General features: G+C 64.3%; 10 protein-coding genes and 1 CRISPR repeat array (1 of these 11 only partly in view). Of the genes, 8 read left to right on the top strand and 2 right to left on the bottom strand.

What is annotated here, in order from left to right; translation table 11 throughout:
- Positions 1 to 143: 143 nt before the first annotated feature.
- Positions 144 to 1,799: an arginine--tRNA ligase gene (gene argS / locus J7I12_RS00395; protein ID WP_288908038.1), complete on the bottom strand. Its 1,656-nt coding sequence runs from the start codon at positions 1,797 to 1,799 to the stop codon at positions 144 to 146.
- Positions 1,800 to 1,859: 60 nt separating this feature from the next.
- A complete protein-coding gene (locus tag J7I12_RS00400; RefSeq protein WP_118229539.1) occupies positions 1,860 to 2,801 on the bottom strand; it encodes an ACP S-malonyltransferase in 942 nt (313 codons plus the stop codon).
- A gap of 137 nt (positions 2,802 to 2,938) precedes the next feature.
- On the opposite strand from J7I12_RS00400, the gene J7I12_RS00405 reads away from it, so the two are divergent.
- The 8 genes from J7I12_RS00405 to cas1f all read left to right on the top strand — a co-directional run bounded on the left by J7I12_RS00405 (position 2,939) and on the right by cas1f (position 14,088).
- Positions 2,939 to 3,595, top strand: coding sequence for a 16S rRNA (guanine(527)-N(7))-methyltransferase RsmG (locus tag J7I12_RS00405; protein WP_380059440.1), 657 nt, complete (start codon positions 2,939 to 2,941; stop codon positions 3,593 to 3,595).
- A gap of 20 nt (positions 3,596 to 3,615) precedes the next feature.
- Entirely contained in the window at positions 3,616 to 5,979 is a 2,364-nt protein-coding gene (locus J7I12_RS00410) for an STT3 domain-containing protein (RefSeq protein WP_118229541.1), read from the top strand.
- A gap of 176 nt (positions 5,980 to 6,155) precedes the next feature.
- Entirely contained in the window at positions 6,156 to 9,311 is a 3,156-nt protein-coding gene (locus tag J7I12_RS00415; protein ID WP_288908037.1) for a P-loop NTPase family protein, read from the top strand.
- A 23-nt stretch (positions 9,312 to 9,334) separates the two neighbouring features.
- Positions 9,335 to 10,483: a hypothetical protein gene (locus J7I12_RS00420; RefSeq protein ID WP_288908036.1), complete on the top strand. Its 1,149-nt coding sequence runs from the start codon at positions 9,335 to 9,337 to the stop codon at positions 10,481 to 10,483.
- Positions 10,480 to 11,298 (top strand): type I-F CRISPR-associated protein Csy2, encoded by an 819-nt coding sequence (locus J7I12_RS00425; protein ID WP_302148709.1) that lies wholly within the window; start codon positions 10,480 to 10,482, stop codon positions 11,296 to 11,298. The genes J7I12_RS00420 and J7I12_RS00425 overlap by 4 nt, the downstream gene beginning before the upstream one ends.
- A 17-nt stretch (positions 11,299 to 11,315) precedes the next feature.
- Positions 11,316 to 12,377 (top strand): type I-F CRISPR-associated protein Csy3, encoded by a 1,062-nt coding sequence (gene csy3 / locus J7I12_RS00430; protein WP_288908033.1) that lies wholly within the window; start codon positions 11,316 to 11,318, stop codon positions 12,375 to 12,377.
- A gap of 2 nt (positions 12,378 to 12,379) precedes the next feature.
- Positions 12,380 to 12,961, top strand: coding sequence for a type I-F CRISPR-associated endoribonuclease Cas6/Csy4 (locus J7I12_RS00435; protein WP_288908032.1), 582 nt, complete (start codon positions 12,380 to 12,382; stop codon positions 12,959 to 12,961).
- 173 nt (positions 12,962 to 13,134) lie between these two features.
- Entirely contained in the window at positions 13,135 to 14,088 is a 954-nt protein-coding gene (gene cas1f / locus J7I12_RS00440) for a type I-F CRISPR-associated endonuclease Cas1f (protein ID WP_288908031.1), read from the top strand.
- A 97-nt stretch (positions 14,089 to 14,185) separates the two neighbouring features.
- Positions 14,186 to 15,197: direct repeats of the CRISPR family, unit length 28 nt; unit sequence GTTATCCGCCGCGCAGGCGGCTTAGAAG (it continues 6,100 nt past the right edge of the window).

A 15,197-nucleotide genomic window follows, 5' to 3' on the forward strand; every position in this document is an offset into this window, starting at 1 on the left:
GGCGTAATAAGCCCGCCGGGCGATTTTTTTGGCGTGCGGCAGAGGCCGTGCCCTGCGGGCAAGGCTGTGTCGCTTCCGGCATTGGCCGTTCTATGTCGCGACAGCGGCAGACCGCGCGCCCAAGGGGCGTGCCCGTATGGGGGCTACATGCTTTCCGGCGCGCTTACGCCCAACACGTCCAGGCCGTTGCGCAGCACCTGGGCCACGGCGCGCAGCAGGGCCAGGCGGGCCATGCTGCGGGGGGCATCGTCGGGCAGCAGCACCTGGTGTCTGGCGTAGTAGCTGTGCAGCAGACCGGCCAGTTCCGTAAGGTAGTGGCTCACATGGTGCACGCCCAAGTTGCGGGCCGCCGCCGTGAGCATGTCTTCAAACCCGGCGGCTTTGCGCAGCAGGGCCAGATCTTCGGGCGTGTCCAGCGGGGTCAGGTCCGCAGCCGTCACGGCGTCGGGCAGGCGCACGCCCCGTTCCGCAGCGCGGCGCAGCACGGCGCTGATGCGGGCATGGGCGTACTGCACATAGTACACGGGGTTGTCCAGGCTGCGTTGTTTGACCAGCTCCAGGTCGAAATCCAGAGGGCTGTCGCTCTTGCGCGAAAGGAACATGAAGCGCGCCGCGTCCACGCCTACTTCCTTGAGCACGTCCGCCAGAGTTTCAAAGGTGCCCGCGCGCGTGGACATGCTCACGGGCTTGCCGTCGCGCAGCAGGTTGACCAGCTGGATGAGCACCACGTCAAAATCTTCCTGCGGCCGTCCCATGGCGGTGACGGCGGCGCGCATGCGCGGCACGTAGCCGTGGTGGTCCGCGCCCCAGACGTCAATGCACCACTGATAGCCGCGGGCATACTTGTCGTGATGGTAGGCGATGTCCGAGGCGAAGTAGGTGAGGCTGCCGTCGGACTTGCGCAGCACCCGGTCCTTGTCGTCCCCCAGCTTCTGGGTGGCGAACCAGAAGGCTCCGTCCTTTTCGTAGGTATAGCCCGCCTTGGTTAGGGCGTCAAAAGCCGCGGCCACGGCCCCGCCTTCCACCAGAGTCTTTTCAGAGAACCAGCGCTGGTGTTCCACCCGGAACTCCCGCAAATCGGCCTTGATGCCGTTGAGGATGTCCGTCATGGCTTTTTCATAGCACACGTCCTGACCCTGTGCGTCAGGCAGGTCCACCAGGCCGGGGTCGGCGGCGAGCATCTCACGGGCGATGTCGATGATGTAGTCGCCCTTGTAATACTCTTCCGGCCAGGTGACGGGGCGGCCCGCCAGCTCCTGTGCCCGCAGCCAGACCGAAAGGCCCAGCAGGCGCATCTGGCGGCCAGCGTCGTTGATATAATATTCCGTATCCACGTGGTAGCCCGCCCTGCGCAGGAGCCGGGCCAGGCTGTCGCCCACGGCGGCCCCGCGCCCGTGCCCCACGTGCAGCGGCCCCGTGGGATTGGCCGAAACGTACTCCAGCAGCACCTTGCGCCCGCCGCCCGCCGCGCTTTCGCCGTAGGCCGCGCCTTCGGCCTCCACGGCGCGCACCACTCCGTGCCAGTATGCCGGGCTGAAAGTCACGTTGCAGAAACCCGGTCCGGCGGCTTCGGCGGCGGCCACGTCCGGGCAGCGCGCCAGCAGTTTTTCGGCCAGATTCCGGGCCAGATCGCGCGGATTGGCCTTGGCCTCCTTGGCCAGGAGCAGGGCCAGGTTGGTGGAAAGGTCGCCGTGTCTGGCCTCGCGCGGGGGCTCAATGACGGTTTTGGTGGGCCAGGGCAGGCCTTCTTCTTCAACAATGGCCTTGAGGGCCGTGCGCAGGGTTTCTGTGGCGCGCATAAAAATGGGTGTCCTTGTGCTGTGTTTTGACAATGCGGGGCAGGGCCGCCGCGTAATGGGTCAGTTTTCCAGGGCGGCGGCGCTTTCGCCGTCGCTGACCAGGTCGATCTGCAACTGGGCTGGCTCGGCCAGGCCGCTCAGGCAGGGGGCCACCATCTTGCCCAGCAGGGCCTTGGGGCCCAGCTCCAGCCAGCGGCGCGCGCCGTCGGCGTACTGATGACGCACGACGTCGATCCAGAGCACAGGAGAGGTCATCTGCTGCAGCAGGGTTTCCCGCGCGCTTTCGCCGTCCCGCACGGCCTTGCCCGTGACGTTGCTGTACACCGGGAAGCGGGGCTTGCGCCACACGGCCTTGCGCAGCTGTATGGCCAGCTCTTTATTGGCCTCGGCCAGCAGGGGACTGTGAAAGGCCCCGCTGACCTTGAGCTCCAGGCCGCGCCCCTTGTGTTCTTTGGCCTTGCTGCAGGCCAGGGTCACGGCGGCTTTGGCCCCGCTGACCACAAACTGCGCGGGGGTATTGTAGTTGGCGATGCGCAGAGGGCCCGCGGTTTCGGCCAGGCTTTCTTCCACCAGGGCTTCCACCTGCGGCTGTTCCAGCTTGAGGATGGCGGCCATGCCGCCCAGCCCCTGAGGATCGGCCTCGGCCATGAGGCGGCCGCGCAGGGCGGTGATTTCCAGCACGCTTTGGGGGCTGAGCACATCGGCGGCGGCCAGGGCGCTGTATTCGCCCAGGCTGTGCCCCGCGGCCCCGCAGGGGTGCACGCGACCGGCCACGGCGCGCCAGAGGTTCAGCCCCACCACGGTGAGGGCGGGCTGCAGGGCGCGCGTGTCGCTCATGGCGGCTTCGTCGCCTTCCCAGTATATCTCGCGCAGGGGCAGCCCGCTGCAGCGTTCGGCCTGTTTCCAAAGGTCCATGGCCTCGGCGTCGGCGTCGGCCAAGTCGCGTCCCATACCGGGCAGTTGCGCCCCTTGGCCGGGAAAAAGCAGAATGGGCTGGTTCATGCAAAATCCTCCCTGTGTGCGCGGCTGGCGCGCAAGCCCTTTTTTTTACGTTATCGGCGCAGGGCTTGCAAGTCCCGTCCGCCAAGGATATGGGTAAAGACCGGCTGCAGCGCCGGAGCATACAATAAGGACATGCAATCATGCAGCAGGAATCGGTGGACAGGGCAGCCCTGGCCCGTCTGGCGGAGGACGCGGGCGTGGAACTGCCCAAGGCGGCGGTGGAGCCCCTGGCGGTCTATCTGGAATTGCTGACCCGCTGGAATAGGGTTATGAATCTGGTGGGGCCGCACGCCTGGAGGGATATTTTTACCCGTCTGGTGGTGGACAGCCTGCACCTGGGGCCGTTTTTGCGGCGGCTGCCGCTGCCCGCGGCCCCGCTGACCTGGGATCTGGGCGCGGGCGCGGGCCTGCCGGGCTTGCCCCTGCGGCTGGTCTGGCCTGACGGAGGGTATTATATGGTGGAAGTGCGCGAAAAGCGCGCCATATTTCTTTCCAACGCCCTGGCGCGGCTGGATATGTCCGCCACACACGTTTTTCGCGGTACGGTGGAACACTTTTTTCAGGGCCAGTGCTGCCCGGCAGACTGCATTGTCAGCCGGGCCTTTATGCCCTGGCGGGAATTGCTGGACCTGGTGCGCGACCGGCTGCGGCCGCACGGCGTGCTGGTCTGCCTGGCGCTGGAGCCCGTGCCCGACCGGCTGCCCGCGCCCTGGCGCTGCGTGGACCGGCAGTCTTACGCGGCAGCGGGCGACGGTCGCTGGTTCTGGGCGCTCAGCCCGGACAAGCCCGCCTGACCGGCACGGGAACCTGCGATATGGATTCTGCGGCGCAATCGGCACAGCCCCCCGTACCCCCGACGCCTTGCGGCGAACCCCTCGCCGCACGTCCGGATGTCCAACGCCCTGAAGTGGCGGCGGTGCCGCCGCCCACGGCTTCGCTGCCGCGCTTCTGGCTCCGGGGCCTGTTCTGGGGGCTGGTGACCTTGGCTCTGGCCTTTGGGCTGCGCATGCTGGAATGGCCCTGCTGGCAGAACCCCGAATACCGACTGGGTGAAGAGTGGCTGCTGGCCACGCACGACGCCTACCACTGGGTGGCCGGGGCCGAGGGCTTCGGCAGGGCCGTAGGCCACCCCATGGCCGTCATGCTCAAGGCCCTGGCCGACCTGCTGCACACCTATCCGGCGGCCGTGGGCTTCTGGTTCCCTCCGGTGCTGTCCAGTCTGGTGGCGGTTATCGTCTTTGCCTGGGTCTGGGCCCTGGGCAGTCTGGAAGCGGGCGTGGCGGCCGGCGTGCTCACCACCCTTGCGCCGGGCTTTCTGGCCCGCACCATGCTGGGCTACTATGATACAGATCTGGTGACCCTCTTTTTCCCCTTGCTTATGACCCTGGCCCCGGCCAGCTGGGCCATGCGCTATATGCTGCTGCCGCGCATGGTACTGCGCCGCCTGGCTCTGGGGGCCGGCCAGCTGAGCCTGCGGCGGCTGTTCCGGCGCCAGGGGCCTGTGCCGCCCTTGGCCGCCGCCCTCACGCGCGAGGAGCACTTGGGCAACCCCTTGCGCTGGCAGTGGGTGGTTTTGCTGGGCTGCTCCGGCGTGGTTTCGTGGTGGACGCAGGAGTGGCATTCGGTTTTTCCCTACCTGATCCGCTACAACGTGGGCCTGCTGGCCTTCATGAGCTTGGTCATGGCCCCGCGCGGGCGGCGCGCTCTGCTGCTGCTGGGTAGCTTGGCTTACGCCTTGCCTACTTTGGCCGGTCCCGCGGGGCTGGTCTTCAGTCTGCTGCTGCTCACCGCCGGCACGCGGCCGGGCTACCGGCTGCGGCGGCTGTTCTGCCGTCCTTGGGTGCTGGTTCTGCTCTGGTTGGGCGTGATTGGCCTGGCGCTGCAGGGGGACATCCTTACAACCATCGCCAATCAGGCCAACGCCTACCTCAAACACGCGGGCGACGCAAAGAGCACGGGCGAGGGCGCGATGCTGGTCTACCCCTCGGTGGCGCAGTCCATCATCGAGGTGCAGGATCTGAGCCTGAGCGGTCTGCTGCCCTACTTTCACCCTTGGATGGAGGCTGCCGTAGTCGGCCTGCTGGGCTTTGTTCTGGTGGTGGCCCGGCGGCCGGGAGCACTGTTCTTACTGCCCTTGGCGGCCCTGGCCCTGCTGAGCACCAAGCTGGGCGGACGCATGGTTATGTTTGGCGCGCCCGTGGTGGCTGTGGGGCTGACCCTGCCTCTGTTCTGGCTGTGGCAGCGTCTGCTGCGGGCCGGACTGCGCGGCAGCGTGGCCGGTCTTCTGACCTCCGGCGTAGTGCTGGCCCTGCTGGTGGCGCCTTTTGTGGACATGATTCCCGCTATGTCGCAAGGGCCCATGATCAATCGACGGCACGCCGACGCCCTGACCCGCGTCCGCACCATGACGCCGGAAGATTCCATGCTCTGGCTCTGGTGGGACTGGGGCTACGCGGCCCACCACTTTGCCCGGCGGCCCACCATTGCCGACGGCGCGGAGCACGCCGGGCCTTCCCTCTATCTGCCCGCGGCGGTCTTTGCCACGGACAACCCGCGCTTTGCCCGGCAGCTTATCCGCTACACGGCGCAGCACGGCAATGAGCCCGGCAAGGTTTTTGAGGATATGGACGGCCAGGAGGCGCAGGCCCTTATGGACACGCTGCGTTCGCCGGAAACGCCCCTCATTGCGGCTCAGGGTCGGGTCTTTCTGGTGGTCAGCTTTGAGATGCTGCGTCTGGGCTTCTGGATCAGCAATTTTGGCAGCTGGAATTTTGTCACCCGCAGCGGCGAGGGCGGGGCGCTTTCCATCGTGCCCCAGGCTCTGGCTTACAAGCTCGACAGCGGCGAAGTGCGCCTGGAGGGCAGCACCAGCGCCATCTACCCCGCTTCCATCAGTGTATTTGAGGAAACGGGCGTAAGCCGCCGGGACTATGTGCAGGAGTGGTTCGCCGCGCACCCCAAAGCCACGCGGGAAGAACAGGACGCCTTCCTTGCCGGCCGCCGCAACATCAACTTTCTGTTTAATCGCGTCACCGGCGAAAAATTGGCCATGGACGCGCGCCTCTACAATTCCCTCATGGTCCAGTTGCTTCTGGGCGACGCCCACAATCCGCGCTTTTCTCCCTACTTCAAGCTGGTCTACGACAACGTCTTTGCCCGCATTTACGAAGTGCTGTAAGGGCATCCCAGCCGTCGTACACGCATCCTTCCGGCGGCCCCGGGCCGGCGTGAATGTCGCAGGGTTGTCGTACTTATTCCTTTTTCTGTACTTTTAGGCTGATAGGCTGTAGCATTCTTCGCAAAGGTTCCGCGCTGCATGTGTGGCCGTAGATGGTTGCGTCTTGTGGGGAAGCCATGCACGTTATTTTTGTTTCGGAATGCGAAAAGCGCGCCCTGCGCAGAACGCGGGCCGTTCTGGACAGCTACGCCGTCAGGATAGGGCGGCGCACTTGGGTTGCGCCCATGACCATGGAAGGGCTGGCTGAGCTCCACACTGTGCTGCGTCGCGCAGCCACGCGCCAGACGGCCGTGGCCTGCTACCAAAACGAGGCCGCCCGGGGCATGCGGCTGGTTTGGATTGTGGGCGCGCGGGGCAGATTTGCGGCGGACGGCCGCGTTCCCGTGGCCGTATCCCGGCTGCGGTCGGGAGGGGCAGATACGCCGCCTTGGCTGCGCTGCGTGTGCCTGCTGGCCCAGGCCGCTGGTCTGGCGCACGACTTGGGCAAGGCCACCCGCCATTTTCAGCACAAGCTGCGCACCTCGCAGCAGCAGCGCGACTGCGCGCGCCACGAGTGGCTTTCCGTCTGTCTGCTCCACGCTCTGGATCAGGGGCTGGACTGGAACGCGGCCTGGCAGAGTCTTGCCGACGGCGGCTCATCTGTATTGCTGCAACGCCTGCAGGGCGTCAAAAGCAAACCGGGGCCGGGCAATGCCCAGGAGGCCCTGGAATATCTTGTGGCCAGTCACCACCGCCTGTTCGGGGACGCCTCCGGGCCGGGACGGTCTTTTTGCCATGTGGGCCTTCCTTCCGTCAAAGGTTCCCATGTGCGGACAGAAGGGGGGCTTCCGCCGGAGTACACGCAGCCCCATGCCGGCGCGCCGGATGCCTTGCTGGAGCGGCTTCGCGGGCTGCGGGCCAGGCTGCAGGATATGGCCGCCGCACGCGCGGGCGCGGACCCTACGCTCTTTTGGTGGGCCTGCCTGACGCTGGCCAGGCCCGCTTTGATTTTTGCGGACCACACAGTCTCCGCTCAGGTCTGCCCCACGCCGCCGGGAGCAGACGTCTGCGCCGCCAATACGTCTTTTGTTAACGGGCAACGGCGCTGCAACCAGCCCCTGCTCTGGCATCTGGAGGCTGTGGCCCGCACAGCCGCCACGGCAGCTTGGCGTATGGGACGGCTGGCCTTCGGCGGGGACAGCGCCCTGGAAGGGCTGCAGACAGCTTCCCTGGAGGCGGTGCTGGCCCCCGCCGACGCTGCTCCCCGCTTCCGCTGGCAGAACCGGGCCGCTGCAGCTCTGGAACGGTGGCGCGAGGCGCATCCTCAGGAACCTTGTTTGGTTTTTAACATGGCGGGCACGGGCAGCGGCAAAACCCGCATGAATCTGCGAGCCGCCTGCCTGTTGGCGCGCGAGGCCGCGCCGCGTTGCGCCGTAGCCCTCAACTTGCGCAGCCTGACCCTGCAGACGGGCGAGGCCCTGCGCAAGGATTGCGGCATTTTGCCGGAAGACACAGCCACCGTCATCGGCGACGACGTGACCCAAAAGCTGTTTAACTGGGAACGGAACGCGGACGGCATGCGGGACGAATATGGCGGCGACACGGAAGCGCCCCTGGTTTGTCACGGAGAAACGGGCCCCCTGCCTGCATGGATGGAGCCTTTTTGGCGCACCCCCAAGGAACGGGCCGTAGTAGGCGCACCGTTGCTGGTTTCGACCATCGATTTTCTGGCAGCAGCGGGGGATCCGGATCGGCAGGGCCACCACGTCAAGGCCCTGCTGCGTCTGCTGACCTCAGACCTTATTCTGGATGAAATAGATGGCTATGAGTCCGGCGCGCTGGTGGCGGTGCTGCGCCTGGTGCAGTTGTGCGCCTTTTTTGGGCGCAACGTGATTTGTTCTTCGGCCACGCTGGCTCAGCCCACGGCCGAGGCCGTGCATGCGGCCTGGATTTCCGGTCTGCAACTGCGCGGCGCGCTGGTCGACACGTGGGACAAGGCCGTGGGCGACGGGGGCGTCATTGTCGTGGACGACAGCCTGGGGCCGGAGGAACTGCCCGCCGGGCACGAGGATTTTGTGCGGCAGTACGCGGCGCACCTGGCGCGTCTGACCGCCGGGCTGCGGCAGGCCCCACCTCTGCGTCGGGCTTTTTTGCAGGCCGTGGAGCCGAGCTCCCAGGGCTTTCAGGCGGCGGTGCTGCAGGCCGTGCAAAGGCTGCACGCGGCCAATGCCTGGGAATTTTCTCCCGGGCGGCGGACTTCTTTCGGGCTGGTGCGCATGGCCCATATCCGCGGGGCCGTGGTCGTGGCGCGTGCGCTGGCCCAGGCCCTGCCAGGGGCCCGCATTGCCTGCTATCACGCCGGAGACTGGCGCATCAGCCGGTTTCACAAAGAACGCCGTCTGGACCAGTTGCTGCGGCGCAAAAACGGCGATGCACATATTCGTGCCGATGTGGAAATACAGGAAATCGTGGCTCGCGCCGCCGGGCCGGACGTGCCCTTTATTGTGGTGGCCACGCCTGTGGAGGAAGTGGGCCGGGACCACGATTTTGACTGGGCCGTGCTGGAGCCTTCCAGCGCGCAGTCATTGGTGCAGGCCGCCGGGCGCGTCAACCGGCACCGGTTTTTGAGGCTTGAAGGCACATATAATATTGCTATACTGCAATACAATCTGCGCCATTGCGAAAACTGCGGCAAGGGGCGCCCTGGCTCCCCGGCCTTTGTGCACCCTGGGTATGAAACAAAAAATTTGTATGCTGACTACAGGGGGCACGATCTGGCCCAGCTGCTGCCGTGGGAGAACGGCAGTCTGACAGTACATGCCGGGCTGCGTCTGGGCGGCGGGTCGGTCTTTGCCCGTGCGGACGACAAGGCCGTGCAGCGGGATGTGGGACGTTTTTTTGGTCAGGGCGAAGATGGGGCGGGCCTGTTCAACCGCACGCCCGTGGACGCCTTTCGCATGTCCGCAACGCCGTATGCGGGCACCAGGCTGCGTGAACGCCGCCTGCAGCAGCACTGGCTGTTGCGTTGGGAGGACGACGTTGCCCGGGTTTATCGCTGGGACGTGAGTGAGGACGCTGCGGGCTGGGTGGAAAACGAGCGCGAAATGCGCATGACGCCAGCCCTGCCCAATGCATGGCTGGCCCTTGCCCCGGAAGAAATGGACGCCCTGTGCCGCGCGGCTGGCATAAGCCCTGAAGTGGGCATGCAGGTGGAGCTTGCCGCCGGCATGGGCACGGAAGTTTTGGTCTATGATGGGGGATTCGGTATCTGGAGAAACCCGCAGGAGCGGTGACCGCGCGATCGGAAAGGAGCGCCATGAGCAACACCTGGAAAACGTTTACGCCGGAAAAATATCGGGAAGAAACCGGGCGTCTGGTGCATTTCAACGCCAAGACGGTCAATTCCAATGCCGCACTTGTGGGCATTCGCCTGGAGCCGGAAGCGGCTTTGGACCTGCCCTATATTTCTTTGCGCACCTTGCTGGGCGGCGGTTTTACCTTTCCCCTGGACTACGCGGAGGGCGGCGCGGCAGTAGCGGGAATCATGAAGCAGATCAATTTGATTCTGGCCGATGCCCCCGAAGCCGCAGCCGCAGGCCCCGAGGAGAAGGCGGCGGTCAAGGAGGGCATCCGCGAGGCCCGTTCTTCAGCCTACAGCACGGGCACGAAGCGAGTGGACCACCGCCTGCGTCAGGTGCTCATTCCCAAGGCGGACGCGGCGGACGGATATGTGAGCATGACGCCCATTACCTCCGGCAGCCTGTGCGCCCTGTTTTTTGCGCCGGAAACAGGGCTGGTGACCTGCCACAACGCAGCCGCCAAGGCCGACCCGGAAGGGCCGTTGCGCCGCTTGCGGCAGGCGCAGTTCGGCATCGGTGGGGCCAACCCGCAGAATGTGGGCTGCCTGGTGCGCTCCATGCAGCGTCCGCTCATGGTGGGGGCGCCCGGCTTTTGCGGCTCCGTGCGGGCGGCCTTTGCCCTCTACCACAAAGGCGTGGATCTGGACGTGCACGCGCCGGGGGGCTTCCATCAGGCCGTGCGGGACTATGCGGCCTTTCGGGAGCAGGCCTTGCTCGTGTCCGAGGGACTGGGCCGCATCACTATGGAAACGCGACAGGAGGAAGAGCGCCTTGTGGCCCGCATTGCCAGGGCCGTGCTGGACCTGGCGGCCGAGGCCAGGGAGACGCTCATCACCTTTGCCCATCTGCTGCCGCAGGAAGAACTGATCCCGCAGACCGACCCTGAGGTCTACGCCCTGGTTTCTCCCAAGGTGCGTCCTACGGTATTGCGGGGACTGTTGGATCCCAATCTGCGCCCCTTGTGCGCACAGTGGCCACGGAAAATGGCTGAGCTCACTGTGGCCCGCATGCTGGCGGCCAATGCGCGCACGGGGCTGAGCCTGCTGCGGCTTGACGGGGCAGCCCGCTCAGGGCTGGAAGGCATTATGGAGGGGGTGTTCCGATGATCAACTACCTGGTTCTTCCCCATCTGCGGGTGCAGGGGGCGAACATTTACAACGCCGCCTTTCTCATGGGGGGGCCGCCTGTGCTGCCGGCCTGGTTCCTGGCCCACGCTCTGGGCCGCGATGTGGATATGGCGGACGACGTGCTTTCCTTGGCCTTTGTCCTGCACAGTCTTTCACCGCTGGGCCAGTACTTTTATGGGAATTTCAATCCACAACTGCGGCGCGGAGCGGCCCTGACGTTCGGCCCTTCCGGCACTGATTATTCTTCTAAGAACAAGCATGCGCTGGCCCTGCAGCCCGTGGCCTGCGCTCATCTAGAGGCGTCACTGGTGGTGGGTGTTCGTGATCTGGCCGCCACAGAGGGCGTGTCGGGCATGGTCCGTCGTCGGCGGCTGGCCGGCGGCATCATCACGGGCCTGCGCGCCCCCATACTGACGGACGACCTAGAAGAGGCCCTGCGGCGGGTGGGTCCGGGCTATGTGGTGCGGGACCGGCAGGATTTGCTGGCTGGGGTAGCCGCTGACCAGCGCGCCGCAACCTTTGTGGAGGTTTTGGGCCGCAAGCCTTCCTCTGCGGCCAAGACCGGCTGGTTGGCCGCCGCCTGCCTAGGTTATGCGGCCATTACCCCCTTTGAGCAACGCGCCGGCGCGCGGGAAGGGTATGACCACGCTTTTGCGGAACCGCTGGTGGGGCTGGTGCAGTATGTGCCTTTGCGCCGCTGTTTGGAAGAGGACGCGGCTGCGCGGACGCTGTGGCGGCCGCAGTGGGTTGCGCCCGACGTGTTCAGAATCTGGCAGGACCCCGATCACTCTTAGCAAAAAAGGAAATTATCATGGCCAAGATGTTCAAAAAGCTGCCTGGTGTGCTTTCTTTCCAACGTTGCCTTCTGGTCACGGACGCCCTGTTCCTCAATGTGTTTGAAGGCGGCTCCACCACACCGCTGCCCGTGATCCGTCATGGCATACGCGGAACGCAAAACATTAACAAATTTGGCAAGAAAGAGGACTCCAGCGCCAAAAGCGCGACCCGTCCGGAAGTTTCCAATATCCAGACCACGGATTCCGCCAAGCTGGACCCTCAGGCCGTCAGGCTGCGGGTGTGGTTTGAGACGCGCTTTCTGGATATGGCAGGGGCGCTCTTTGCCTGCGCGCCGAGCAAGGAAGACAATCTGGACGACCTGCGGGACTTTCGCGCCGCGCTGCAGGATTTTATCGCGCGTGGCAAGGCCTGCGCCGGTCTGGAGGAACTGGCCCAGCGCTATGCGCGCAATCTGGCCAACGGCCGTTTTTTGTGGCGCAACCGGGCCGTGGCGGCACAGGTGGACGTGCGCGTGCGGGACAAAACCGGCCTGGACGTGCGTTTTGACGCTCTGAACGTGCCGCTGCGCGACTTTGACAATTGCACGGATGACGAAAAGGCTGTGGCCCGGCGCATTCTTGCCGGTCTGAAGGGTGAAGGCGACGCCGTGCTGCGGGTGGAGGCGGACGTGGACTTTGGCCTGCGCGGCGCTTTGGAGGTTTTTCCCTCGCAAAATTATCTGGAAAACAAGGCCACCGGCTTTGCGCGGCCCCTGTACTGCGTGGGCGAACCCCCAAAAAATCAGGACAGACACAGCGTGCAGGAGCTGGGGCAGGCGGCCCTGCGCGACCAGAAGGTGGGCAATGCCCTGCGCACCATAGACACCTGGTACCCCGCCTTTGCGGAACGAGGACTGCCCCTCCCCGTGGAGCCCAACGGCGCCAGCCTGGACGCCCAGGAGTTTTTCCGGAACGAAAAAAAACATTCAGGCTTCGGGTATATGCTCCGGGTGGATGAGATGGACCCGGATACGCCCGAAGGCATGTTTTTGCTGGCCTGCATTATTCGCGGCGGCGTTTTTTCTGAGAGCGCCTAGCTATGAAGCCACTGGTCTATTTCGATCTGGAGGCCGTAGGCGCGGGCGAAACCACGGGTCTGAGCGCCCCCCTGTTGCGGGGGCGCATGCTGGCCGCCCTGCATCCCCTGTTTGCCGCGCAACCACATACCTATGCCCTGTCCATCCCCGCCGGGCAGGAAGCCGTACGCAAATCCGGTGGGGGCACGTTGCGCGTTTTTGCCAGCGGGAGGGCAGACCTGGACCGCCTGGCAGAGGCGTTGTCCCGTTCGGCCTGGCTGCGCGATTATGCCCATTTGCGTTATCCCTTGGCCGTGCCCGCCGATTATGCCGGGCCGTGGGCGGCCTTTCGGCGCTATCGGGTGCCCAGCCTGCGCAGCGACCGCAAAGCCGGCGCGGAGCATGGGCAGTTGCGGCAACGTCGCATGGCCGCCATGGCGGAGGAGCGTATGGACTACTTTATCCTTACCAGCACAACCACGGCGCAGCGTTTTAGCCTAGCCGTTTGGCGCGAGTCGGGAGGGCCGCCGCAGGGCGAATGCCTGCCCAACAGTTATGGCCTGTGCAGCGCACACAACCTCTTTTGCGTGCCGGACATGCCCTGATGGCCCTGCCGCGCGGCGCAACTAGGCAATGTCTTTGCCTTGCGGAAAAGCCTTTTTGCCGGGAGGTCCTTTGAGGGGACGGACAGGTCCTGCTCGGCGTTAGGTCTGCTCGCCGGGCTGTCCCCAGCTGCGGCATGGGAGTGGCCCGGCGGCCGCAGAGGAGAAAAAATGCCATGAAGGAAAAATCGCGCCGGAATCCAAGGCCGGTCATGCTCTCCAAACGCGCCAATGTCTTTTATCTGGAGCACGTGCGTGTGCTGCAGATGGATGACCGGCTTGTTTTTGCGACGCAGGACGAGGGGGAACTGGAGCGTTTCTTTAATCTTCCTGAACGGAATACGGCCTTTATTCTTCTGGGAAAGGGCTCGTCCATTACGGACGCCGCAGCGCGGCGGTTGGCTGGGGCTAATGTTATGGTGGGCTTTTGCGGCTCCGGCGGTTCGCCCCTGTTCAGTGCCCTGGATATGGCCTTTCTGGCGCCGCAAAGCGAGTACCGCCCCACGGAATATATGCAGCAATGGATGCGCCTTTGGCTGGACGACGCGGCGCGGCTGCGGCTGGGCCGCCTGCTGCTGTACGAGCGTGCACGGTATGCGGAACGCCAATGGCAAAGGGAGGCCGGACTGCAGGCCGCTGGCGTGGCCTTTCCCCTGGCCTTGCGAGATACCCTGCTGGCGGCGGTGGATAAGGCCGCGTCCACCCAGGAACTGCTGCTGGCCGAGGCCCGTTGGGCCAAGGGCCTTTATGCCCTGCTGTCCAAAGCATTCAAATTTTCTTTTAGTCGAGAGGAGGGTAAAAACAGCCGCGCCACCCAGGCCGACGTGTGCAATGGCTTTCTGGACCATGGCAACTATATTGCTTACGGCTATGCTTCTGTGGCTCTGTGTGGGCTCGGCATAAGTTTTTCTCTGCCCCTGCTGCACGGCAAAACCCGTCGGGGGGCGTTGGTTTTTGATCTTGCGGATGTCATCAAAGATGCCCTTGTCATGCCGACGGCTTTTGTCAGCGTTGCTGCCAAAAAGTCGCAGAAGGAGTTTCGCGAAGCGCTTATTGAACGCTGCCAGCAAGCTGAGGTGCTGGACTACCTTTTTGGCTTCCTCCAAAAGCTGTGTGAGAAAGATGATTGATGCAAGGTAGTTGTGCGTAGTGCAGGAATTTGAAGTTCCGGAGGCGAAAGAGCCTGCATCTATGCCAATTGCGGGGATTTTTCCTTGCCGCGATCTAGTTATCCGCCGCGCAGGCGGCTTAGAAGAGCAGGAACGGGACGCGGCGACAGTGCTTGCCGTTATCCGCCGCGCAGGCGGCTTAGAAGCGTACACATCGTCCGCCGTGGGGCCGTATCGCGTTATCCGCCGCGCAGGCGGCTTAGAAGTCCAGTTACCCCACAGGTTTTTCCACGCGAGTGTTATCCGCCGCGCAGGCGGCTTAGAAGGAAGAAGTCCGGCGAGGTGAAAAGCTGGTCAAGTTATCCGCCGCGCAGGCGGCTTAGAAGTATCACCCCCGCGGCCATCGGTGCAGTTTCCGGTTATCCGCCGCGCAGGCGGCTTAGAAGGCTGGCTGGCAGCTTGCCAAATACAAAGAGATGTTATCCGCCGCGCAGGCGGCTTAGAAGACTTTTGCACTTCATCGTTGAAGGCATCGAAAGTTATCCGCCGCGCAGGCGGCTTAGAAGACTTTTGCACTTCATCGTTGAAGGCATCGAAAGTTATCCGCCGCGCAGGCGGCTTAGAAGTAGTTAGCTCGGCTCAAGCCCCCTAGTTAGCTGTTATCCGCCGCGCAGGCGGCTTAGAAGCCTGACACATGAAGAAAAGTTACGTTTTCTTTGTTATCCGCCGCGCAGGCGGCTTAGAAGATGACAAAAGGCAGGGCCAGTACTGCAAGGGAGTTATCCGCCGCGCAGGCGGCTTAGAAGATGATATACTCCTTTGCCCTTCCGAGCTTTGTGTTATCCGCCGCGCAGGCGGCTTAGAAGAGCTCGGAACGCAAGGGACAAGCAAGCCCTGAGTTATCCGCCGCGCAGGCGGCTTAGAAGGTTTAATGTAAGATTTAATTCTGACCTTATTGGTTATCCGCCGCGCAGGCGGCTTAGAAGATCACCCCGTACACCGCGTCCGCCGTGGAGCCGTTATCCGCCGCGCAGGCGGCTTAGAAGATAATGGGCTGCTTATCAAAAGGCTTGTTTCCGTTATCCGCCGCGCAGGCGGCTTAGAAGATGTCGTCAGGGCCGCTGGCTTGC

It is taken from the genome of Desulfovibrio diazotrophicus (genome assembly GCF_902498985.2).
Taxonomy (GTDB): domain Bacteria; phylum Desulfobacterota; class Desulfovibrionia; order Desulfovibrionales; family Desulfovibrionaceae; genus Desulfovibrio; species Desulfovibrio legallii.

What these genes read in the sequence shown, in the direction of transcription:
- argS (WP_288908038.1), bottom strand. Translation starts at nt 1,799, where the DNA reads ATGCGCGCCACAGAAACCCTGCGCACGGCCCTCAAGGCCATTGTTGAA.
- J7I12_RS00400 (WP_118229539.1), bottom strand. Translation starts at nt 2,801, where the DNA reads ATGAACCAGCCCATTCTGCTTTTTCCCGGCCAAGGGGCGCAACTGCCC.
- J7I12_RS00410 (WP_118229541.1), top strand. Translation starts at nt 3,616, where the DNA reads ATGGATTCTGCGGCGCAATCGGCACAGCCCCCCGTACCCCCGACGCCT.
- J7I12_RS00415 (WP_288908037.1), top strand. Translation starts at nt 6,156, where the DNA reads ATGCACGTTATTTTTGTTTCGGAATGCGAAAAGCGCGCCCTGCGCAGA.
- J7I12_RS00420 (WP_288908036.1), top strand. Translation starts at nt 9,335, where the DNA reads ATGAGCAACACCTGGAAAACGTTTACGCCGGAAAAATATCGGGAAGAA.
- J7I12_RS00425 (WP_302148709.1), top strand. Translation starts at nt 10,480, where the DNA reads ATGATCAACTACCTGGTTCTTCCCCATCTGCGGGTGCAGGGGGCGAAC.
- csy3 (WP_288908033.1), top strand. Translation starts at nt 11,316, where the DNA reads ATGGCCAAGATGTTCAAAAAGCTGCCTGGTGTGCTTTCTTTCCAACGT.
- J7I12_RS00435 (WP_288908032.1), top strand. Translation starts at nt 12,380, where the DNA reads ATGAAGCCACTGGTCTATTTCGATCTGGAGGCCGTAGGCGCGGGCGAA.
- cas1f (WP_288908031.1), top strand. Translation starts at nt 13,135, where the DNA reads ATGAAGGAAAAATCGCGCCGGAATCCAAGGCCGGTCATGCTCTCCAAA.